Source organism: Micromonospora sp. DT229 (assembly GCF_049844505.1).
Lineage (GTDB): Bacteria > Actinomycetota > Actinomycetes > Mycobacteriales > Micromonosporaceae > Micromonospora.
On record NZ_JBNCLD010000011.1, the window covers coordinates 14,163 to 34,213 of the forward strand.

The window sequence follows — 20,051 nt, forward strand, 5'->3', positions numbered from 1 at the left end:
CCCGCCCGCTCCCTCGACGGCGCCGGAAAGATCTTGGTACGAAAACGCCCTTCTGGGGGCACTTTCGTACCAGGGATGCCGGGCGGGATGTCAGTGGTCGGCGCTGTTCCAGTCGCGGCCCTCACCGACCGAGACCTCCAGCGGGACGGAGAGGGGGTAGGCCCCGCCCATCTCGCGGCGGACCAACTCCTCCAGGGTCGCCCGTTCCCCCGGCGCCACCTCGAAGACCAGTTCGTCGTGCACCTGGAGCAGCATCCGGGACCGCAGACCGGCGTCGCGCAGGGCGGTGTCGACATGCAGCATGGCGACCTTGATGATGTCGGCCGCCGAGCCCTGGATCGGGGCGTTGAGGGCCATCCGCTCGGCCATCTCCCGGCGCTGCCGGTTGTCGCTGACCAGGTCGGGCAGGTAGCGGCGGCGGCCCAGGATGGTGGAGGTGTAGCCGTCCTGGCGGGCCCGGGCGACCACCTCCTGCAGGTAGTCGCGGACCCCACCGAACCCGGCGAAGTAGACCTCCATCAGCCCGCGCGCCTCCTCGGCGGTGATGCCGAGCTGCTGGGACAGGCCGAAGGCGCTCAGCCCGTACGCCAGTCCGTAGTTCATAGCTTTGATCTTGCGCCGCTGGTCCGGGCTGACCTCGGCGACCGGGACGGCGAAGACCGAGGAGGCGGTGGCCGCGTGGAAGTCGTGCCCGGAGTTGAACGCCTCGATCAGCGCCTCGTCACCGGAGAGATGCGCCATGATCCGCATCTCGATCTGGCTGTAGTCGGCGGTGAGCAGGCATTCATACCCCTCCCCCACCACGAAGGCGCGGCGGATGCGCCGTCCCTCCTCGGTACGGATGGGGATGTTCTGCAGGTTGGGCTCGGTGGAGGAGAGCCGACCGGTGGCGGCCACCGTCTGGTTGAAGGTGGTGTGGATGCGCCCGTCGTCCGAGACCGACTTGAGCAGACCGTCCACCGTCGACTTGAGCCGTGCCACGTCCCGGTGACGCAGCAGGTGGTGCAGCAGGGGATGCTCGGTCTGGGCGTAGAGCCATTGCAGCGCGTCGGCGTCGGTGGTGTAACCCGTCTTGATCTTCTTGGTCTTCGGCAGGTTCAGCTCACCGAAGAGGATCTCCTGGAGCTGCTTCGGCGAGCCCAGGTTGAACTCCCGACCGATCACCGCGTACGCCCCCTGGGCGGCGGCCTTCACCTCGGCGGCGAAGTGCGCCTCCAACTCGGACAGGTAGTCGGTGTCGGCGGCGATGCCGACGCGCTCCATGCCGGCCAGTACCCGCATCAACGGCAACTCCACCCCGGCCATCAGCCGGGCGGACTGCTCGCCGTCGCGGGACAGCTCGGCGTCGATCGCGTCGGCCAGGTCCAGGGTGGCCCGGGCGTGCAGCATGAGGTTCTGCTCGGCCTGGCCGTTCGGACCCAGCCCGTCGAGGGTGAGCTGGCCGTCCTCCGGGGCGTCGACCCGCAGCTCGCGGTGCAGGTAGCGCAGGGCCAGGTCGGTCAGGTCGTAGGAGCGCTGGTCGGGGCGGGCCAGGTAGGCCGCGATCTGGGTGTCCCGGGCGATGCCGGCCAGGGACCAGCCGCGCGCGGCGAAGGCCAGCACGGCGGGCTTACTGTCGTGCAGCACCTTGGGGCGGGTCTCGTCGGCCAGCCACCCGACCAGGGCCGCCTCGTCGGCAGGGTCGAGGGTGCTCGGATCGCACCAGGCCGCCGCGCCGGTGGCGGTGGCCAGGGCCAGGCCGGTGACGCTGGCGGTGTGCCGCCGGTTGGGGCCGGTGTCCAGCTTGACCGCCAACCCGACCGGACGATCGGCGGCAGCCTCCGCCGGTGCGTACGTGTCCAGCCAACCGACCAGGGCGCCCGGCGCGGTGAGCACCTCACCGGCCAGCTCGAAGCCCGCCTCGGCCTCCGGCTCGACCGCGTCGAGGTACTGGTAGAGGCGGTCGCGCAGGATGCGGAACTGGAGGGTGTCGAAGACCTGGTGCACCGCTTCCCGGTCCCACCCCGGCCAGCGGGCGTCCTCGGGGCGGATCGGCAGGTCCAGGTCGGCGACCAGGCAGTTGATCTCGTAGTTGCGGATCACGTCGGCGAGCCGCTCCCGCAGACTCTCGCCGGCCTTGCCCTTGATCTCGTCGGCGCGGGCGATGATGCCCTCCACCCCGCCGTAGGTGTTGATCCACTTGGCGGCGGTCTTCGGGCCCACACCGGGCACTCCCGGCAGGTTGTCACTGGTCTCGCCGACCAGGGCGGCCAGATCCCGGTAGCGGCCGGGGCCGACACCGTACTTCGCCTCGACCGCGGCCGGATCCATCCGGGCCAGGTCGGAGACGCCCTTACGGGGGTAGAGCACGGTGATCTGCTCGTCGACGAGCTGGAAGGCGTCCCGGTCGCCGGTGGAGATCAGCACCGGGATGCCCTGGTCGCGGGCCTGGCAGGCCAGGGTGGCGATGATGTCGTCGGCCTCGTAGCCCTCCTTCTCCACCACCGGTATCCGCAGCGCGGCGAGGACCTCCTTGACCAGGCTGACCTGGCCCTTGAAGTCGGTCGGGGTCTCGCTGCGGCCGGCCTTGTACTCCGCGTACTTCTCCGTGCGGAAGGAGCGGCGGGACACGTCGAAGGCGACCACGATGTGGGTGGGCTGCTCGTCCCGAAGCACGTTGATCAGCATCGAGGTGAAGCCGTACACCGCGTTGGTCGGCTGCCCGGTCGTGGTGGAGAAGTTCTCCACCGGCAGGGCGAAGAAGGCCCGGTATGCCAGGGAGTGTCCGTCGACGAGAAGCAGGCGCGGCGTAGTAGCTGTCACGGCAGCGACTCTAGCCCGCACCCCCGACACACTCGATCCGGACACGGTTGGACGGCAGACGACTCCGTCGGACCGAAGGCGTACCTCGACACAGCGCGGGACTCCGACGACCGCCATCTGGTCTGAACCACGTTGTTCTCGTCACCGAATTCGGCGAGAAAGAACGCAGCCAAACACATTCACGCCCCGAACTGACCCCTCCGCCAAACGGAATAGTCCTTGACCGAATCACCCTCCCTGTCCGGCCACCTTAATTCGGCGGCCGGACAGGGAGGGTGAAGTGTTACCCGACCCTCAGCCGATGAACAGTCATCGGACTGGTCTCTTGTCGTACGTCAGCAGGTGATTTTGGCGTCGCCCGTACTGAGGACAACCACGCCGCTCCTCAGGATCGAGGCGCTCCAGGTGCCCGAGCTGCACGGAGCCGAGGCTGCACCACTACCGTTGCGCTTGAACGGCTTGCTCTTGGCCTGCGAACGCCAGACCCCTCCGACCTTCTTGTCGAGGGAGATGATGAAATCGCCGCTCTGGCAGCCGTCGCCGAACATGCGACCTGACGTGTAGATGCGACCGTCGACAGCCTTCCAAGGAAGGCCGAGACCCGCTTCGCAAGACGCGGCAGAAGCAGGTGCCGCGGCAACAACAAGGCTGCCGGAAATCGCCATCACAGATGCCGAAACCAGCACCCCGATACGCTTTGCAGACTTCTTCATCAACTCCCCCATTCGTTGATCAACATGCCTGAAGCCTATGCGACCCAGAGATCTTGCACTGACCCGCTCTGATAACGAATCCATAAAGACAGATGCCGAGTATCTGATGACAACAAGCACACAAGTCCGACATCACCGCGTTCGCGCCCGCAGTACCTGCCGCCCAGGGGGTAGGCGGGATGACGAACCCCGGACGCCATGGCCAAATGACAGCAACGGCGACAGGGACATCACGACAACTCCCGCCGCCACGACGGCCCACACCCAAAGCCGGAACGGCGCGGCAACCCACCGCCCGGCTCCCACCATCACGCCCCAGGCCCCACCCCGTTCAACCGCGTTGATCATGAGGTTGACGGCAGCTTGGAGATCAACTACTGCCGTCAACCTCATGGTCAACGCGGGTCAAGAGGGGTGGGGGTGGGGTTAGAGGACCTTGGCTAGGAAGGTTTTGGTGCGGTCGTGTTGGGGGTTGGCGATTACCTCGCGGGGGTTGCCCTGTTCGACCACTACGCCGCCGTCCATGAAGACCAGGGAGTCGCCGACCTCGCGGGCGAAGCCGATCTCGTGGGTGACCACGATCATCGTCATGCCGTCGCGGGCCAGGTCCTTCATCACGTCGAGGACCTCGCCGACCAGTTCCGGGTCCAGTGCGCTGGTCGGCTCGTCGAAGAGCATCAGCTTGGGCTGCATGGCCAGGGCCCGGGCGATGGCCACCCGCTGCTGCTGGCCGCCGGAGAGCTGGCTCGGGTAGTTGCCCAGCTTGTCGCCCAGCCCGACCCGTTCCAGCAGTGCCACTGCCCGGTCGCGGACCTCGGACCGCTTCTCCTTGCGCACCAGCAGGGGTGCCTCGGTGACGTTCTCCAGGGCGGTCTTGTGCGGGAAGAGGTTGAACCGCTGGAACACCATGCCGATGGCCCGGCGCTGGGCGGCGACCTCCTTCTCCCGCATCTCGTGCAGCTTGCTGCCGCGCTGCCGGTAGCCGATCAGGTCGCCGTCCACCCAGATCCGGCCGGCGTTGATCTTCTCCAGGTGGTTGATGCAGCGCAGGAAGGTCGACTTGCCCGAACCGGAGGGCCCGAGCAGGCAGCACACCTCCCCGGCGCGTACCTCAAGGTCGATGCCCTTGAGCACCTCGATCGAGCCGAACGACTTGTGCACCTGCTCGGCCCGCACCATCGGCCCGACCCCGGCCTGAGCCGGGACACCAGCCTCAGCCGGGGTACCGGACTGAGCCGGGACACCGGACTGCACCGGGGCACCGGACTGGGCCGGTACGCTCGCCTGCGTCATACGCCCCCTGCCCCTCCGGTGGCGCCGCCGCCACCGACCGCCATGCCCCGCAGCCGGACCTTGGCCTGACCGGCGCGACCGCTGCCCCTGGCGAAGTGTCGCTCCAGGTAGTACTGCCCGACCAGCAGCACACTGCTCAACAGCAGGTACCACAGGGTCGCCGCGACAAGCATCGGGAAGACCTGGAAGGTTCGGCTACCGACGGCTCTCAGCTGGAAGAACAGCTCGGTGGAGACCGGCACGAAGGCCACCAGCGAGGTGTCCTTGAGCATCGCGATGGTCTCGTTGCCGGTCGGCGGGACGATCACCCGCATCGCCTGCGGCAGCACGATCCGGCGCAGGATCTGCCCCTGGGTCATGCCCAGCGCCTGGGCCGCCTCGGTCTGTCCCTCGTCGACCGACTGAATGCCGGCCCGGACGATCTCCGCCATGTACGCGGCCTCGGACAGGCCGAGTGCCAGCATGCCGGCGACGAAGCCGGTGAGCAGATCCCGCGCCGAGAAGCCGAACAGCCGCGCCTGGAAGTCCTGCACCCCGAACAGCGCGCCGATCTGCCGGTCGAAGGGCAACCCGATCTCGATCCGGGACCACAGCAGGCCCAGGTTGCCGAAGAGGATCGCCAGCACCAACCGGGGCACCGCGCGGAAGAACCAGGTGTACGCCCACGCGACGCCGCGCAGGATCGGGTTCCCCGACAGTCGCATGATCGCGAGGATGACGCCCAGCACGATGCCGATCAGCATGGAGGTCACCAGCAGCGCGAGGCTGCCTCGGACACCGGCCATGATCGGCGGCCGGAACATGTTGTCGACCATGAACGACCAGTTGAACGCCTCGTTCGTCACCAGCAGGTGCACGAACATGGCGACCAGCACCCCGATCACGGCGACGGCTATCCACCGCCCGGGATGCCGCACGGGCACGGCCTGGATGGGTTCCGGCCGTGCCCGTTCGGGTGAATCGGTGTCGAGTGACATGTCAGCTGGCGGGGTTCAGTTCCGACGTGGTGATGGCCCCACCCTCGACGCCCCACTTCTCCAGGGCCGCCTTGTAGCTGCCGTCGGCGATGACCGCCTGCACGGCCTCCTTCAGCACCTCGGCGAACGCGGCCTGGTCCTTGGGGACCGCGTAGCCGTACGGCGCCGACTCGTAGATGTCGCCGAGCACCTCCAACTGGCCGTTGCTCTGCTTCACCGCGTACGCGCCGACCGGCGAGTCGGCCAGCATGGCGTCGTTCTTGCCGCTGACCACGGCGGCCGTCGCGTCGCTCTGCGCCTGGTACTGATCGATGTTGATCTCCGGCTTTCCGGCGTCGGTGCACGCCTTCGACCGGGCGGTGATGTCGTCGAGCTGCACGGTGCCGACCTGCACGGCGATCTTCTTGCCGCAGGCGTTGTCCGGGTCCACCTGGGCCGGGTTACCGGCCTTGGTGGCCCACTGGGTGCCGGCGGAGAAGTAGCTCACCATGTTCACCGTCTGCAACCGGTCGGCGTTGATGGTGAACGAGGAGACACCGATCTCGTACTTGCCGGACTGCACGCCCGGCAGGATCGCGTCGAACGGCGCCGACTCGTACTCCGCCTTCAGGCCGAGCTTCTGCGCGACCGCGTTGAACAGCTCCACGTCGAAGCCGATCACGGTCTGGCCGTCGTTGTCCAGAAACTCCGCCGGGGCGTACGTCGCGTCGGTGCCGACCTTGATCACACCATCGGCCTTGATCGCGTCGGGCACCTTGGCGGCGAGATCGTTGTCCGGCGCGGCCGAGACGGACGGACCCGTACCGGGCTCGTTGCTGCTCTCCTGCTCGCCGCAGGCCGCCATCGAGAAGGTGAGCAGCGCCGCACCGGCGACACCGATGACGGCCCGGCGACGACCCTTGAGGTTGAACATGTCGTACTCCTTGCGAAGAGGGGTGACGCCCGTTCAGGCCACGCCGAGGTAGGCCTCTTTGACGGCCGGGTCGTGCAGCAGGTCGGCCCCAGTGCCTTCCTTGACGATCCGGCCGGTCTCCAGCACGTACGCGCGGTGCGCCCGAGCCAGAGCCTGCTGTGCGTTCTGCTCCACCAGCAGGATCGTGGTGCCCTGCTGGTTGATCTCCGTGATGATGCTGAAGATCTGCTGGATCAGCATCGGCGCCAGACCCATCGACGGCTCGTCGAGCAGCAGCAGCTTGGGCCGGCTCATCAACGCCCGACCCACCGCCAGCATCTGCTGCTCACCGCCGGAGAGCGTGCCACCGACCTGCTTGCGCCGCTCGGCCAGCCGGGGGAACAGCTCCAGCACCTTGGCCAGGTCCTTGGCCACCTCGCTGCGGTCCCGGCGGGTGTAGGCACCCATGTCCAGGTTCTCCATCACCGTCATGCCGGGGAAGATGCCCCGGCCCTCGGGTGCCTGGCACAGCCCGCGCCGCACCCGAAGGTCGGCCCGGAGCTTGCTGATGTCCTCGCCGTTGAACACGATCCGCCCGGAGGCGATCGGACGGATGCCGGAGACGGCCCGCATCGTGGTGGACTTGCCGGCGCCGTTGGCACCGATCAGGGCCACGATCTCGCCCTCGTTGACGGTCAGGCTGATGCCGTGCAGCGCCTTGATCCGCCCGTAGAGCAGACTGACGTCCTCGATCTCAAGCAGCGTCGTCATCCGGCACCCCCAGGTAAGCCGCGATCACCCGGTGATCCTCACGCACCTCGGCGGGGAGCCCATCTGCGATCTTCTTTCCGAACTCCAGCACCACGATCCGGTCGGTCACTCCCATGACCAGGCGCATGTCGTGCTCGATGAGCAGCACGGTGACGCCCTGGTCCCGGATCTTGCGGATGAGCTGGAGCAGCTCCTCCTTCTCGGCCGGGTTGAAGCCGGCAGCCGGCTCGTCCAGGCAGAGCAGTACCGGGTCGGTGGCCAGCGCCCGCGCGATCTCCAACCGGCGCTGCTCGCCGTACGAGAGGTTGCGGGCCAGGTCGTGCATCCGGTGCGGGATACCGACGAAGTCCAGCAGCCGCTCGGCCTTCTCCAGCCCGTCGCGTTCCTCCCGGCGGTGCCGGGGCAGCCGGAACAGCGCGGACAGCACGCTGGTCTTGTGGTGCGCGTCCGCGCCCACCTGGATGTTCTCCAGCGCAGTCATCTCCGGGAACAGGCGGATGTTCTGGAACGTCCGCGCCATGCCCATCTTGGTGATGTGGTGCTTCTTCTTGCCGGTGATCCGCTCACCACGGAACCGGATCTCACCCTCGGAGGGCTGGTAGATGCCGGTCATCGCGTTGAAGCAGGTGGTCTTCCCGGCACCGTTGGGGCCGATCAGCCCGAGAATCTCACCCTTGTAGAGGGTGAAGTTCACGTCGTTGAGGGCCACCACGCCGCCGAAACGCAGCGTGACGTGGTCGACCTCAAGCAGCGGCTCCCGTTTGGCGGTGGACTCCACCGCCGGGGCGCCGGCCTGCTCAGGAACGGTCGGCTTCTGCACGGTCTCACCCACCGACGATCACCTCCTTGCGACGGTCCTTGAACTCCGCCGCCCTTCGTCGGTTCGGAATCAAGCCCTGTGGCCGGAAGATCATCATGATCACCAGCACCAGGCCGAAGAACATAAATCGGTACTCGTACAGCTCGATGCCGAAGAACTCGATGCCGCGGAACCGCTCGATCATGTACGCCACCAGGCCACCACCGACGATCGCACCGACGATGTTGCCCGAGCCGCCGAGGATGACCGCGGCCAGGATGATGATCGAGTTGAGCAGTTCCAGGTTCTGCGAGCTGACGAAGTTCTGCTTACCGGCGAAGAGCGCCCCCGCCAGACCGCCGATGAACGCGCCCGAGGCGAACGCCCAGAGCTTGAACTTGAACGTCGGCACACCCATCAGCTGCGCCGCGTCCTCGTCCTCCCGGATCGAGATCCAGGCCCGGCCGACCCGGCTGCGGTTGAGGTTGCGCACCCCGATGACCACCAGGATGATCAGCGTGAGCACCAGCCAGTAGTACGGCCGCGGGTCGAGCACGCCGAAGATCGGCTTGCCGTCGGAGTAGCTGCCCGGCGGGTGCGGGATCTGGTTGAAGCCCCGCTGTCCCTTGAGGAACTCCGAGCTGGTCGCCGCCACCCGGATCATCTCGGCGAAGCCGAGCGTCACGATGGCCAGGTAGTCACCACGCAGCCGCAGCGTCGGGGTACCCAACATCACGCCGGAAATCATGGTGAGCCCGAGCGCCACCGGCAGGGCCAACAGCCACGGCCAGAGGGTCTTGAGATCACTGCTCGGCGACGTCAACACCGCCACCGTGTACGCGCCGACGGCGAAGAAGCCGAAGTAGCCGAGGTCGAGCAGGCCGGCGAAACCGACCACGATGTTCAGACCGACCGCCAGCAGCACGTAGATGGAGACGGTGAAGAGCACCTGCCCGAAGTTCGACCCGGTGGTCGGGATCGGCCCGAGCCACTGGTAGAACTCCCGGTTCGGCAATGCGTAGAAGAACACGATCACCGCCGCGATGACGGACCAGCGCATCCACCGGGGTGCGTTGTGCCAGCGCTCACCCACCGCGTGGCGACCTGCGTAGATCCATTCCCTCACGCTTGTCATGCGCGGGCCCTCCCCAACGACTCGCCCAGCAGACCGGTCGGCCGGAACATCAGCAGCACGACCAGGACGACGAAGGCGACCAGGTCCTTCCAGTTCGCGCCGAACACGGCCGACGCGTAGTTCTCGACCAGGCCGAGCAGCAGTCCACCGACCAGCGCACCGCGCAGGTTGCCGATGCCGCCCAGAACCGCCGCGGTGAACGCCTTCAACCCGAGCAGGAAGCCGACGCTGTAGGTCAGGGTGCCGATCCGAATGTCGTAGAGCATCCCGGCGACACCGGCCATCACACCACCGATGATGAAGACCACCAGGATGATCCGGTCCTTGTTGATGCCCATCAGCGCCGCGGTGTTCTGGTCCTGCGCGACCGCGCGGATGCCCCGACCGATACGGCTGCGGTTGATGAACAGGTCCAGCGCCACCATCATCGCCAACGCCGAGACGATGACCAGCACCTGCACCAGGGTCACTTCCGTACCGAAGGCCTCGAACAGCACGAGGTCGGGCCGGACGATCGTGGGCGCACCGACCGGAAGCCGGCGGGTGTAGATACCGAACGCCTCGGCGATCGCGATCGAGGCGCCGATCGCGGTGATCAGGAAGGCCAGCGGTGGGGCGTTGCGCTTACGCAACGGCCGGTACGCCACCCGTTCGACCACCGTCGCGGTTGCGGCGGACGCCGCCGCCGCTATCAGTGCACCGACCAGCAGATAAAGCAGGATCGAGCCGAAGCCGGTGACTACCGAGTCACGACCCAGACCGAGTGCGGCCCAACCCCAGATGGCGGCGAAAGCGCCGGCGATGAAGACCTCGGAGTGGGCGAAGTTGATAAGTCTCAGCACGCCGTAGACCAGCGTGTAACCCAGCGCGACGAGGGCATAAATGGCGCCCACCGTCAGCCCGGTTATCGTATATCCCCCGAAATCGGAGAATAGGGCGTTGAAGTTCAAGGAAGGGCACTCCGTACAGGAAGGGAAGACAGTGAAGGTGCGGCCGGGAAAGGTGCTCCCCGGCCGCACCCCACGATCACAGCGGAACCGTTACGGGACCGGTCAGGCCTTCGGGACCTCCTGGTCCGGAACAACCTTGCCGCCCACGACCTTGTACGCCCAGACCTTCACCTGAGCCGGGTCGAGCTCACCGGTCTCGGTGAACTTGTAGCTCGCCGCGACACCCTCGCCGCTGTAGCCCTTCACGAACTCCAGCATCTTGGTGCGGGTGGTGTTACCGGCCTTGATACCGGCGAGCAGGATGTTCGCCGCGTCGAAGGCGGTGTCGCTGTAGGTTCCCGGGTCGGCACCGTTGAGGGCCTTGTAGTCCTCGACGAAGCTGCCGCGCGCCTCGGTGGCCGGCTGGCAGGGGCAGGTGAGGATGGTGCCCTCGGCCGCCGCGGCACCGGCGCCCTCGATGTAGGCGGCGTCGTTGACGCCGTCGCCGCCGACCAGGGTGGCGTTGACGCCGGCAGCGGTGAGCTGCTTGCGGATCAGGCCGGCCTCCTGGTAGTAGCCGCCGTAGAAGATCGCGGTCGCGCCCGAGGACTTGACCTTGGTGACGGTGGCCGAGAAGTCGTTCTGCTTGCCGTCGCCCTGGACCTTGTCGCTGTCCACGACCGCGGCACCGAGGACCTTCTTGACCTCGTCGGCCAGGCCGGCGCCGTACGCGGACTGATCGTCGATGACGAAGACCTTCTCGGCCTTCAGCACGTCCTTGATGTACCGACCGGCGGCCGGACCCTGGCTGAAGTCGCTGCCGACCGCCCGGAAGAAGGTCTTCCAGCCCTGGTCGGCCAGGCTCGGCCGGGTCGCCGACGGGGTGATGTGGACCAGCTCGGCCTCGGAGAACAGCGGGTTGGCGGCCTCCGACTCACCCGAGTACGCCGGACCGACGATGCCGAGGATCTTGGTGTCGTCGATCGCCTGCTGGGCCAGACCCGGCGCCTGCTCCGGGTTACCCTGGGAGTCCAGCGGCACCAGGGTCACCTGGCAGTCGGCGTTCTCCTTGTTGTACTTGTCAACGGCCAGCTTGACGCCGCCGTTCATGTTGATGCCCAGCGCCGCGCTCGGGCCGGTCAGCGCGCCGAAGAAGGCGATCTTGCTGCCGCAGCCGTCACCGCCGCTGGCCTCGTCGGTTCCACTGTCAGACTTGCAGGCGGCCGTACCGCCAAGAGCGAGCGCGGCGATCGCCACCCCACCGACCAAACGTGCGAGCTTCTGCCTCAAGGCCCGAACCCTCCTCAGTCCCATGGCCCGAACCACCCGCTACCAATTGGCCATTGCGGGGGCGGACGAACCAGACCGTCGTCGCCGGTCTGGGGCCGGACGTTATCCCACCGTGTAGCCGTGACGTAAGACCCGGAAGGGGCCGTTGACCGAACCGTTACACGCCGTGGCGGATAGGGTGCGATCGCTGTAAGAGGGCACCATTGATTGATCAGCTCCGAGGCCGTTTCACCTTCGTTTGATCGGCACGACCCACTGCTTGGTGATCTTCCTTCAGCGACCTACCGGAAGGTGTGCCCACCAGGCACGTGACCCGCCTCCCGCGTCCGCAAACACCATAAGCCGTCCTTGTTCCAGCGCCACCACCAGCGCCGTCTCCCCCGACGGCACCGCAACCGGCAGGGCGACCGGACGCCACGACCCACCACCATCGTCCGACCACCACAGACGGTGACCATCGGCGTCAATGGTCACCGCCACCACCCCGTCGGCCGAGGCCGCCAGCGCACGCACCGACCCCGCCCCCCGACCACCCGCACCGAAGCCGCCAACCCGCCGCCAACCCGCCGAACCCCACCCCCATACCCCGAAGCCATCACGAACCGGACCGGCCGCCAGCGCCGTACCGCCCACGTTGGCCACTCGCTGGGCCTGGCCCGGACCCTCCACACCGGGCAGTCGCACCCGCCGCCACACCCGCCCGTCCGGCGAACTCCAGGCCGCCGGCACCGCACCGGGCACCAACAGCGCACCCACCGCCAGCCAACCCGAGGGCACCGCCACCGCGTCGTACGCCACCGTCCGGCCCCGCTCATCACCGGCCAGCTCCGGCAACCCCTCGTGCAGCGCGAAGCGCTCCCCGTCGGGCGAACTCCACACCGCCGCCCCGGTCACCCGGGCTCCCACCAGCAACCATCCCAGCGGCCCGACCACCACCCGGGAGACACTCACCGCCCCAGGCCCGCCGTACAACTCGAACCCCGCCGCCACCTCCCGCAACACCCCGTCGGGATGCAGGAACCAACTGGCCACCCGCGGATTGCCGTGCGCACCCCCACTGGCCGCGCCCAAGGCCACCAGCCGGGCCTCCCGGCAGGCCACCGCGTAGAGCAGGTGCCGGGCACCGTACACACTCGAGGACACCAGCCGGACCGGCGACCAGAGCGAGGTGTCCATCGTGGTCCAGGCGGCCGGGACCCGCTGCCCCGCCGCATCGACGACCGCACCGACGGCGTACCAGCGCCCACCACAGACGGTCGCGTCCCGCACCAACACCCGGCCAGCGCCTTCGGAACTCGTCGGCAGGACGACCGCCTGCCAGGTCGGGCGCAGCGGCTCCGGCGGCGCGGGCGGGGCATCGGATGGCGAGCAGCCGGCCACCGCCACCACCACGGCGGCGACGACCGCACTCCACCGCCGGATCGCCATGGGCCGATGCTATATCGACGCCGGCCTCTAGCCGTGTCCGTCGTACAACCGACTCAGGGAGCCGGCTGGGTCACCTCACCACCGGCGGTCTCGGCGAGAATCCGCTCGGAGACCTCCTTCATGGTCATCCGGTGATCCATCGCCGTACGCTGGATCCACTTGAAGGCCTGGGGCTCGGTCATGTTGTAGGTGGTCATCAGCGCACCCTTGGCCCGCTCGACGGTCTTGCGGACCTCCAACCGGTCGGTCAGCCCGGCGACCTCGGCCTCCAGCGCGGCGACCTCCGAGTAACGGGACAGGGCGATCTCCACCGCCGGCACCAGGTCACTCTTCTGGAAGGGCTTGACCAGATAGGCCATCGCACCGGCAGCCCGCGCCCGCTCGACCAGATCCCGCTGACTGAAGGCGGTCAGAATGATCACCGGAGCGATGCGGGCCCCGGCGATCCGCTCGGCGGCGGCCAGTCCATCCATGATCGGCATCTTGATGTCGAGGATCACCAGATCGGGCTTGAGCTCCTCGGCCAGCCGAACGGCGGTCTCGCCGTCACCGGCCTCCCCGACCACCTCGTAGCCTTCCTCGGCCAGCATCTCGGCCAGGTCCAGCCGGATCAGTGCCTCGTCCTCGGCGATCAGTACCCGCCTGCGCGCGGCATCCGTCTGCGTGTCGGCCACGAGCCACTCCCACCATCGTTTCCTGCACGGCTACCCACCCATGCTCTCGCACGAGAGTAGTCGGGTACAGTAAGCCTCACTCGCCGGGATGGTGGAACGGCATACACGGAAGTCTCAAACACTTCTGCCCGAAAGGGCTTGCGGGTTCGAATCCCGCTCCCGGCACTTTGTCATACAGGCGTTCGACGATGCCGATGTGCATCCGCCCGAGACCCGGGCGCGGGTCCGTGCACTCCGCGCCCAGGGCCACAACATCCGCTCGATAGCGCGCACCCTTGCCCTGCCCTACACCACGGTGTGGCACTGGTGCGTCGATCGACCCGAGCCTGCTCAGGTCAGCAGCGCGACCCGCTGCTTCCGCTGCCGGCCGGAGCTGACCGGCCCCGCCGACCCTGCCGCCTATGCCTACCTGGTCGGTCTCTATCTCGGCGACGGGCATCTCGTCACCAGTGACCGGGCGCCGGTGCTGCGCATCTACTGCACCGACACCTGGCCGAACCTGATCGAGGCCTGCGACGCCGCGATGAGAGCCGTGCTCGCGAACCGGGTCCAACGAATCCAGAAGCAGGGCTGTGTAGCGGTGCAGAGCACCGGCAAGCACTGGCCATGCCTCATCCCGCAACACGGTCCGGGCAAGAAACACAAGCGTCCGATCGTCCTTGCCGGCTGGCAGTGCGAAATCTTGACTGCCCACGCAGGCCACTTCGTACGAGGGCTGTTCCACTCAGACGGCTGTCGGGTCACCAACCGGGTCACCGTCAGGGGGCGGCCGTACGCCTATCCCCGCTACATGTTCGTCGATGAGTCCGCCGACATCATGGGCCTGTGCCAGTGGGCGCTGGACCTGCTCGGCGTCGCCTGGAGGATGAACCGCCGCAACAGTCTCTCGGTGGCCCGGCGGGAGGCGGTCGACGCCCTGGACCGCCATGTCGGCCCGAAGTCGTGACCGCCGGGGGCGGCGCGGGCGGCCACGACTGGCAGCGCGGCGTTCAGGCCGCCGCGAGGGCTCGGGCCAGATCTTCGCGCAGGTCCTCCGGGTCCTCCAGGCCGACGGAGAGGCGCAGCAGGGCGGCATCCGGTTTGGCGTCTCCCTCGACCGGGCGGTGGGTCAGCGAGGCCGGGTGCTGAATCAGGGTGTCGACGCCGCCCAGGGAGACCGCGTGGGTGATCAGCCGACAGGCGCCGGCGACCGCGGCGGCGGCCGGGGCGCCGCCGCGTACCTCGAAGGCGAGCAGGCTGCCGGGGCCGGACATCTGCCGGCCGACGAGCCCGGCGGGGTCGTCGAGGCCGGGGTGGTGCACCCGGGTGACCGCGGGGTGGGCGCCGAGCCAGGCGGCGAGTTTCTCCGCACCGGCCTGTTGGGTGCGGACCCGCACCGGCAGGGTCTGCAGGCCACGGTGCAGCAGGTACCCGCCGAGGGGGTGCAGGATCGCGCCGGTGACGGCGCGGACCTGGCGCAGTCGGGCGGCCCATTCGGGGTCGCAGGCCACCACTCCGGCGAGGACGTCGCCGTGGCCGCCGATGCTCTTGGTGGCGCTGTGCAGCACGAGCCGGGCGCCGTGCCGGGCGGGTTGCTGGAGGATCGGGGTGGCCACGGTGTTGTCGATCAGCAGCGGCACCTGCCCGGCGGCCTCGGCCAGGGCGGCGATGTCGAGCAGGTCGAGGGTGGGGTTGGCCGGGGTTTCGGCGATCACCAGGGCGGTGTCCGGGCGGATGGCGGCGGCCACCTGGTCGGGCCGGGCCCAGGTGACCTCGGTGCCGAGCAGGCCGGTGGCCAGGATGTGGTCGGTGCCGCCGTAGAGGGGGCGTACGGCGACCAGGTGGCGTCTGCCGTCGCGGGTGGCGGCGAGTACGGCGGCGGTGAGGGCGGCCATGCCGCTGGCGTAGGCGACGGCCTCGGCGGTGCCTTCCAGTTCGGCCAGGGCGGTTTCGAAGCGGGCCACGGTGGGGTTCCACAGCCGCTGGTAGACGGCGCTGGCGCCGGGGGGTAGCGGGTTGCCGGTGGCGAGCACCTCGTACGCGTCGCCGCCGTCGTCGACCGAGGGCAGGGGGTTGGTGGTCGACAGATCGATGGGCGGCACGTGGACGCCGAGGCCGGTGAGGTCTTCACGGCCGGCGTGCACGGCTCTGGTGTCCACGGTCGTCATGCCGACAGGATCGAATGATCAGTGCATGAAAGGCAACAGTTTCGCAGACAATTCGTAACACCTCCCTTCCTACTGCGCACTTGTTCGGTGGAGGATGATTCCATGTCCCTCGTATCGAATGATCTACGGCCGTTCGCGGCCCTCGACGACACCGACCGCGCGATCCTGGCGGAGTTGTCCGCCGACGGGCGGCTGCCGAACAATGCCCTGGCCGAGCGGGTGGGGGTGGCCCCGTCGACCTGTCTGGCGCGTACCCGGGCGCTGCGGCAGAGCGGAGCGATCCGCGGGTTCCACGCGGAGGTGGATCCGGCGGCGCTGGGTCTGCCGTTGCAGGCCCTGGTGTCGGTACGGCTGACCGAGCACGCGCGGGGGGCGGTGGACGCCTTCCGGGCCCGTTCGGTGCGGCTGCCGGGGGTGGTGTCGGTGTTCCATGTGGCGGGGGCGGAGGATTACGTGCTGCATGTACGGGCCGCGTCGGCCGAGGCGCTGCGGGACTTCGTGCTGGATCATCTGGCGGTGGATCCGGCGGTGCAGCACACCCAGACCAGTCTGATCTTCGAGCAGGCCCGCGGGTCGGGCTGATCACCTCCGCCCGGTCTGGGGAACAAATCCGGCATCTTCCGGGTTGGCAGCGGCTGTGATCGACGTACCGCTTTCTGTTCTGGACCTTGCCCCCGTCGCGGCCGGCGCCTCCGCCGGTGAGGCGTTGCGGCACACCACCGAGTTGGCCCGGCGTACCGACGAGTTGGGGTATCACCGGTTCTGGGTGGCCGAGCACCACAACATGCCGGCGATCGCCTCGTCGGCACCGGCGGTGCTGATCGCGCATCTGGCCGCGCACACCAGCCGGATCCGGCTGGGTTCGGGTGGGGTGATGCTGCCCAACCACGCGCCACTGGTGGTGGCCGAGCAGTTCGGCACCCTGGAGGCCCTGCACCCGGGCCGCATCGACCTGGGCATCGGGCGGGCTCCGGGTACGGATCAGATGACCGCCCTGGCGTTGCGCCGGACGATGGAGGGGCTGTCGGCGGAGAAGTTCCCCCAGGAGCTGGCCGCGCTGATGGACTTCTTCGACGAGGACCGCCCGGGGCGGATCATGGCCTCTCCGGGGCGGGGCCAGCGGCCGGCGGTGTGGCTGTTGGGTTCCAGTGGGTTCAGCGCCCAGTTGGCCGGGGCCCTGGGGCTGCCGTTCTCGTTCGCCCATCACTTCAGCGGGCAGCACACCCTGCCGGCGTTGGCCCTGTACCGGCAGAGTTTCCGCCCGTCGCGCTGGCTGGAGCGGCCGTACGCGATGGTGGCGGTGAACGCGGTCTGCGCGGAGACCGACGAGCGCGCCGAGTGGTTGGCCGGGCCGGCGGGGTTGTCGTTCCTGCGGTTGCGGTCCGGGCGTCCGGAGCCGTTGGCCTCGCCGGAGGAGGCGGCGGCGTACCCGTACACCGATCTTGAGCGGGAGTTCGTGGTGCAGCGGCGGGAGGGTCAGGCGACCGGGTCGCCGGAGACGGTGGCCCGGCAGTTGGGCGACCTGCTGACCCGGACCGAGGCGGACGAGTTGATGCTCACCACGATGGTGTACGACATCGCCGACCGGGTGCGGTCGTTCGAGTTGATCGCCGAGCGGGTCGCCGGGGGCCTGCGACGCTGAGTGAAGGCACAGGTGCGGGGCGCGGGCCGGACAGGTCTGGCGCATCCGCGACGGTGGCCCAGGTCACAGCGGTTCTGTGCCGCGAAACACGATCTTCATGGGAGCGTCACCCCCGCGACGCGGAGTCCGCTTAACTTTGTATCCGGTGGTGGTACGGCACTCTCCGGTCGGGACGGGTCGGGGGTGCCGCGGTGTGGGGCACCGGGCCGCAGTTGAGCGGATTCCGCGATTGCGGCCCGGTGCCTGTCCCTTTCTCAGGGCCTCAGCGCAGGTAGATGCGCGGGGCGGGCGGCGTGGCCATGCCGTCGCCGAGGAAGAAACTCGGATGCGGCGGCTGGTTGTAGGCGGTGTTCTGCCAGGCCACGGCCACCCGGTACTGCGGATCGTGCATCAGGGTGTGGATCCGGGTGCTGGTCGGGGTCGGGGTGCTGTAGATCCGCAGGGCCCGGCTGTCACTGGTACGCCAGACCACCTCTTCCCGCCAGTCACCGAGGATGTCGGCCGACAGGGCCGGGGTGGCCTTGGTGCCGTTGTTGGCGGCCACGTCGGCGCCGGTCAGCAGGCGGGTGTCGCCGTTGGGGCCGTACTTGTCGATGCGGGTGGCGTCGAGCAGTTCCCGCACCGGGTCGCCGTCCCACCAGATCAGGAAGTTGGTCGAGGAGGGTTTGCGGCCGACGTTCTGACCCCGGGTGTTGGCCAGGCCGCTGACCGCCGAGGACCAGGATTCCGCGCCGGGGCTGCCGGCCCAGATGTCGCCGGAGACACCCCGGCCGTTGTCCCCGCCGGGCGGGGTGGACCAGATGAGCTGGCCGGTGCGGGCGTCGGCGAGGTAGGAACTGGGTTTGCTGCCGTCCTCGTTGACCTTGAAGACCTCCAGGCCGGGTCGGGTCGGGTCGAGGTCGCCGACGTGCATGGCGTCGCCGTGACCGGTGGCGGTGGAGTGCAGTAGTCGACCGTTGTCGTCGATGGTGGCGGCACCGTAGACGATCTCCTGTCGGCCGTCTGCGTCGACGTCGGCCACGGACAGGTTGTGGTTGCCCTGTCCGGCGGCGGCGCCGTTGCCGCTGGTGTTGGAGTCGAAGGTCCACCGCTTGGTCAGGCTGCCGTTGCGGAAGTCCCAGGCGGCGATGACCGCCCGGGTGTAGTAGCCCCGGGCCATGATCAGCGAGGGGCGTTGACCGTCCAGGTAGGCGGTGGCGGCCAGGAACCGGTCGACCCGGTTGCCGTAGGAGTCGCCCCAGGAGGAGACGGTGCCTCGGGGCGGGTCGTAGTTGACGGTGGACAGGGCGGCGCCGGTACGACCGTCGAACATGGTCAGGTACTCCGGGCCGGCGAGGACGTAGCCGCTGGAGTTGCGGTGGTCGGCGCTGGCGTTGCCGATGACCTGTCCGGTGCCGGAGCGGGTGCCGTCGGCGGTCTTCATGGCGACCTCGGCGCGGCCGTCACCGTCGTAGTCGTACACCTGGAACTGGGTGTAGTGGGCACCGGCCCGGATGTTGCGGCCCAGGTCGATGCGCCACAGCCGGGCGCCGGTGAGGGTGTACGCGTCGACGTAGACGTTGCCGGTGTAGCCGGACTGGGAGTTGTCCTTGGCGTTGGAGGGCTCCCACTTGAGCACGAACTCGTACCGGCCGTCGCCGTCGAGGTCCCCGACGCCGGCGTCGTTGGCCGAGTAGCTGTACGCCTCACCGCTTCCGGTGGTGCCCCCCGGCGGGACCTGCAACGGTACGTCGAGGTAGCCGGCCGGGAACTGCAACGCCGGGGCGGAGTCGGCCTGTTCGACGCCGCCCACCACGGCCCGCACGGTGTACGCGGCACCGGCGGCGGCCCCGCTGTCCAGGTAGTTGGTGGCCCCGGTGATCGGGGTGGAGTTCACCCGGGTGCCGCCCCGGTAGAGGTTGAACGCCACCCCGGAGGTCTCGGTTCCCGACAGCCGCCAGGACACCAGGTTGCCCGATCCGGAACGCACGCTGACCAGCCCTCGGTCCAGGTTCTCCGCCTGCATCGCGCCCGGCGGCGGAGTCGTCGGCGGCGGGGTGGTCGGTGGTGGAGTCGTCGGAGGTGGTGGAGTCGTCGGCGGCGGGGTGGTCGGCGGCGGAGGTGGGGTGGTCGGGGTGGTGGCGCCGGTGCAGGTCGTGCCGTTGAGGGCGAAGCTGGCGGGGGCCGGGTTGGTGCCGCTCCACGAGCCGTTGAACCCGAAGGAGGTGCTGGCGTTGCTGCCGATGGTGGCGTTGTAGTCGACGTTGCGGGCGCTGACCTGAGCCCCGGACTGGGTGACGGTGGCGTTCCACGCCTGGGTGACCTGTTGGCCGGCGGCGGGCCAGGCCCAGGTCAGGGTCCAGCCGTTGAGGGGGTCACCGAGGTTGGTGACGGTGACGTCGGCGCCGAAACCGCCGCCCCACTGGTTGGTGATGCGGTAGTCGACGCGGCAGCCGGTGGCGGCGGCCGAGGCGGTCAGGGTGGTGAGGGTACCGGCGGCGAGGGTGACGGCGGTGGTGGTGGCGAGCACGATGACCCGACGGGCCGTGCGGGGCATGGATGTCCTCCGGTGGAGGTCGG

At 68.8% G+C, this 20,051-nt stretch carries 17 protein-coding genes and 1 tRNA gene; 4 read left to right on the top strand and 14 right to left on the bottom strand.

Going from position 1 to position 20,051, the window contains the following annotated elements; translation table 11 throughout:
* Window positions 1-90 precede the first annotated feature (90 nt).
* The 12 genes from polA to ACLQ2T_RS18465 form a co-directional block, all read right to left on the bottom strand.
* A complete protein-coding gene (gene polA, locus ACLQ2T_RS18410) occupies window positions 91-2,802 on the bottom strand; it encodes a DNA polymerase I (protein ID WP_425767582.1) in 2,712 nt (903 codons plus the stop codon).
* 335 nt (window positions 2,803-3,137) lie between these two features.
* Window positions 3,138-3,515 (bottom strand): hypothetical protein, encoded by a 378-nt coding sequence (locus tag ACLQ2T_RS18415; RefSeq protein WP_425767583.1) that lies wholly within the window; start codon window positions 3,513-3,515, stop codon window positions 3,138-3,140.
* 426 nt (window positions 3,516-3,941) lie between these two features.
* Window positions 3,942-4,694: an amino acid ABC transporter ATP-binding protein gene (locus tag ACLQ2T_RS18420; RefSeq protein ID WP_425767706.1), complete on the bottom strand. Its 753-nt coding sequence runs from the start codon at window positions 4,692-4,694 to the stop codon at window positions 3,942-3,944.
* A gap of 110 nt (window positions 4,695-4,804) precedes the next feature.
* Complete coding sequence (locus ACLQ2T_RS18425; protein WP_425767584.1) at window positions 4,805-5,785, bottom strand: amino acid ABC transporter permease; 981 nt, start codon at window positions 5,783-5,785, stop codon at window positions 4,805-4,807.
* A 1-nt stretch (window position 5,786) separates the two neighbouring features.
* Window positions 5,787-6,698, bottom strand: coding sequence for an ABC transporter substrate-binding protein (locus ACLQ2T_RS18430; protein ID WP_425767585.1), 912 nt, complete (start codon window positions 6,696-6,698; stop codon window positions 5,787-5,789).
* Between the two features lie 33 nt (window positions 6,699-6,731).
* Entirely contained in the window at window positions 6,732-7,448 is a 717-nt protein-coding gene (locus ACLQ2T_RS18435; protein ID WP_425767586.1) for an ABC transporter ATP-binding protein, read from the bottom strand.
* Complete coding sequence (locus tag ACLQ2T_RS18440) at window positions 7,432-8,280, bottom strand: ABC transporter ATP-binding protein (protein WP_425767587.1); 849 nt, start codon at window positions 8,278-8,280, stop codon at window positions 7,432-7,434. Before ACLQ2T_RS18440 ends, ACLQ2T_RS18435 begins: the two co-directional genes overlap by 17 nt.
* Entirely contained in the window at window positions 8,273-9,382 is a 1,110-nt protein-coding gene (locus tag ACLQ2T_RS18445) for a branched-chain amino acid ABC transporter permease (RefSeq protein ID WP_425767588.1), read from the bottom strand. The genes ACLQ2T_RS18440 and ACLQ2T_RS18445 overlap by 8 nt, the downstream gene beginning before the upstream one ends.
* Window positions 9,379-10,332: a branched-chain amino acid ABC transporter permease gene (locus ACLQ2T_RS18450; RefSeq protein ID WP_425767589.1), complete on the bottom strand. Its 954-nt coding sequence runs from the start codon at window positions 10,330-10,332 to the stop codon at window positions 9,379-9,381. The genes ACLQ2T_RS18445 and ACLQ2T_RS18450 overlap by 4 nt, the downstream gene beginning before the upstream one ends.
* A gap of 102 nt (window positions 10,333-10,434) precedes the next feature.
* Window positions 10,435-11,601 carry a branched-chain amino acid ABC transporter substrate-binding protein gene (locus tag ACLQ2T_RS18455; RefSeq protein WP_425767590.1) on the bottom strand — a complete coding sequence of 389 codons (1,167 nt, stop codon included), beginning with the start codon at window positions 11,599-11,601 and terminating at the stop codon, window positions 10,435-10,437.
* 273 nt (window positions 11,602-11,874) lie between these two features.
* Complete coding sequence (locus tag ACLQ2T_RS18460; protein ID WP_425767591.1) at window positions 11,875-13,029, bottom strand: hypothetical protein; 1,155 nt, start codon at window positions 13,027-13,029, stop codon at window positions 11,875-11,877.
* 53 nt (window positions 13,030-13,082) lie between these two features.
* On the bottom strand, window positions 13,083-13,703 hold the full coding sequence (locus ACLQ2T_RS18465) for an ANTAR domain-containing response regulator (protein WP_425767592.1): 621 nt from the start codon (window positions 13,701-13,703) through the stop codon (window positions 13,083-13,085).
* 82 nt (window positions 13,704-13,785) lie between these two features.
* Between ACLQ2T_RS18465 and ACLQ2T_RS18470 the strand changes: the two genes are divergently transcribed.
* A tRNA-Leu gene (locus ACLQ2T_RS18470) sits at window positions 13,786-13,868 on the top strand.
* Between the two features lie 31 nt (window positions 13,869-13,899).
* On the top strand, window positions 13,900-14,649 hold the full coding sequence (locus tag ACLQ2T_RS18475; RefSeq protein WP_425767593.1) for a transcriptional regulator: 750 nt from the start codon (window positions 13,900-13,902) through the stop codon (window positions 14,647-14,649).
* 43 nt (window positions 14,650-14,692) lie between these two features.
* Here ACLQ2T_RS18475 and ACLQ2T_RS18480 read toward each other — a convergent pair whose 3' ends face one another.
* On the bottom strand, window positions 14,693-15,850 hold the full coding sequence (locus ACLQ2T_RS18480) for a trans-sulfuration enzyme family protein (protein ID WP_425767594.1): 1,158 nt from the start codon (window positions 15,848-15,850) through the stop codon (window positions 14,693-14,695).
* Between the two features lie 102 nt (window positions 15,851-15,952).
* On the opposite strand from ACLQ2T_RS18480, the gene ACLQ2T_RS18485 reads away from it, so the two are divergent.
* Entirely contained in the window at window positions 15,953-16,432 is a 480-nt protein-coding gene (locus ACLQ2T_RS18485) for an Lrp/AsnC family transcriptional regulator (RefSeq protein WP_425767595.1), read from the top strand.
* Window positions 16,433-16,487: 55 nt separating this feature from the next.
* The gene (locus ACLQ2T_RS18490) at window positions 16,488-17,492 is read left to right on the top strand and encodes an LLM class flavin-dependent oxidoreductase (protein WP_425767596.1); all 1,005 of its coding nucleotides are present in this window, start codon (window positions 16,488-16,490) and stop codon (window positions 17,490-17,492) included.
* Between the two features lie 262 nt (window positions 17,493-17,754).
* Here ACLQ2T_RS18490 and ACLQ2T_RS18495 read toward each other — a convergent pair whose 3' ends face one another.
* Window positions 17,755-20,028 carry a cellulose binding domain-containing protein gene (locus ACLQ2T_RS18495; RefSeq protein WP_425767597.1) on the bottom strand — a complete coding sequence of 758 codons (2,274 nt, stop codon included), beginning with the start codon at window positions 20,026-20,028 and terminating at the stop codon, window positions 17,755-17,757.
* Window positions 20,029-20,051 lie beyond the last annotated feature (23 nt).

What these genes read in the sequence shown, in the direction of transcription:
- ACLQ2T_RS18415 (WP_425767583.1), bottom strand. Translation starts at nt 3,515, where the DNA reads ATGAAGAAGTCTGCAAAGCGTATCGGGGTGCTGGTTTCGGCATCTGTG.
- ACLQ2T_RS18420 (WP_425767706.1), bottom strand. Translation starts at nt 4,694, where the DNA reads ATGGTGCGGGCCGAGCAGGTGCACAAGTCGTTCGGCTCGATCGAGGTG.
- ACLQ2T_RS18425 (WP_425767584.1), bottom strand. Translation starts at nt 5,785, where the DNA reads ATGTCACTCGACACCGATTCACCCGAACGGGCACGGCCGGAACCCATC.
- ACLQ2T_RS18430 (WP_425767585.1), bottom strand. Translation starts at nt 6,698, where the DNA reads ATGTTCAACCTCAAGGGTCGTCGCCGGGCCGTCATCGGTGTCGCCGGT.
- ACLQ2T_RS18435 (WP_425767586.1), bottom strand. Translation starts at nt 7,448, where the DNA reads ATGACGACGCTGCTTGAGATCGAGGACGTCAGTCTGCTCTACGGGCGG.
- ACLQ2T_RS18445 (WP_425767588.1), bottom strand. Translation starts at nt 9,382, where the DNA reads ATGACAAGCGTGAGGGAATGGATCTACGCAGGTCGCCACGCGGTGGGT.
- ACLQ2T_RS18460 (WP_425767591.1), bottom strand. Translation starts at nt 13,029, where the DNA reads ATGGCGATCCGGCGGTGGAGTGCGGTCGTCGCCGCCGTGGTGGTGGCG.
- ACLQ2T_RS18480 (WP_425767594.1), bottom strand. Translation starts at nt 15,850, where the DNA reads ATGACGACCGTGGACACCAGAGCCGTGCACGCCGGCCGTGAAGACCTC.
- ACLQ2T_RS18485 (WP_425767595.1), top strand. Translation starts at nt 15,953, where the DNA reads ATGTCCCTCGTATCGAATGATCTACGGCCGTTCGCGGCCCTCGACGAC.
- ACLQ2T_RS18495 (WP_425767597.1), bottom strand. Translation starts at nt 20,028, where the DNA reads ATGCCCCGCACGGCCCGTCGGGTCATCGTGCTCGCCACCACCACCGCC.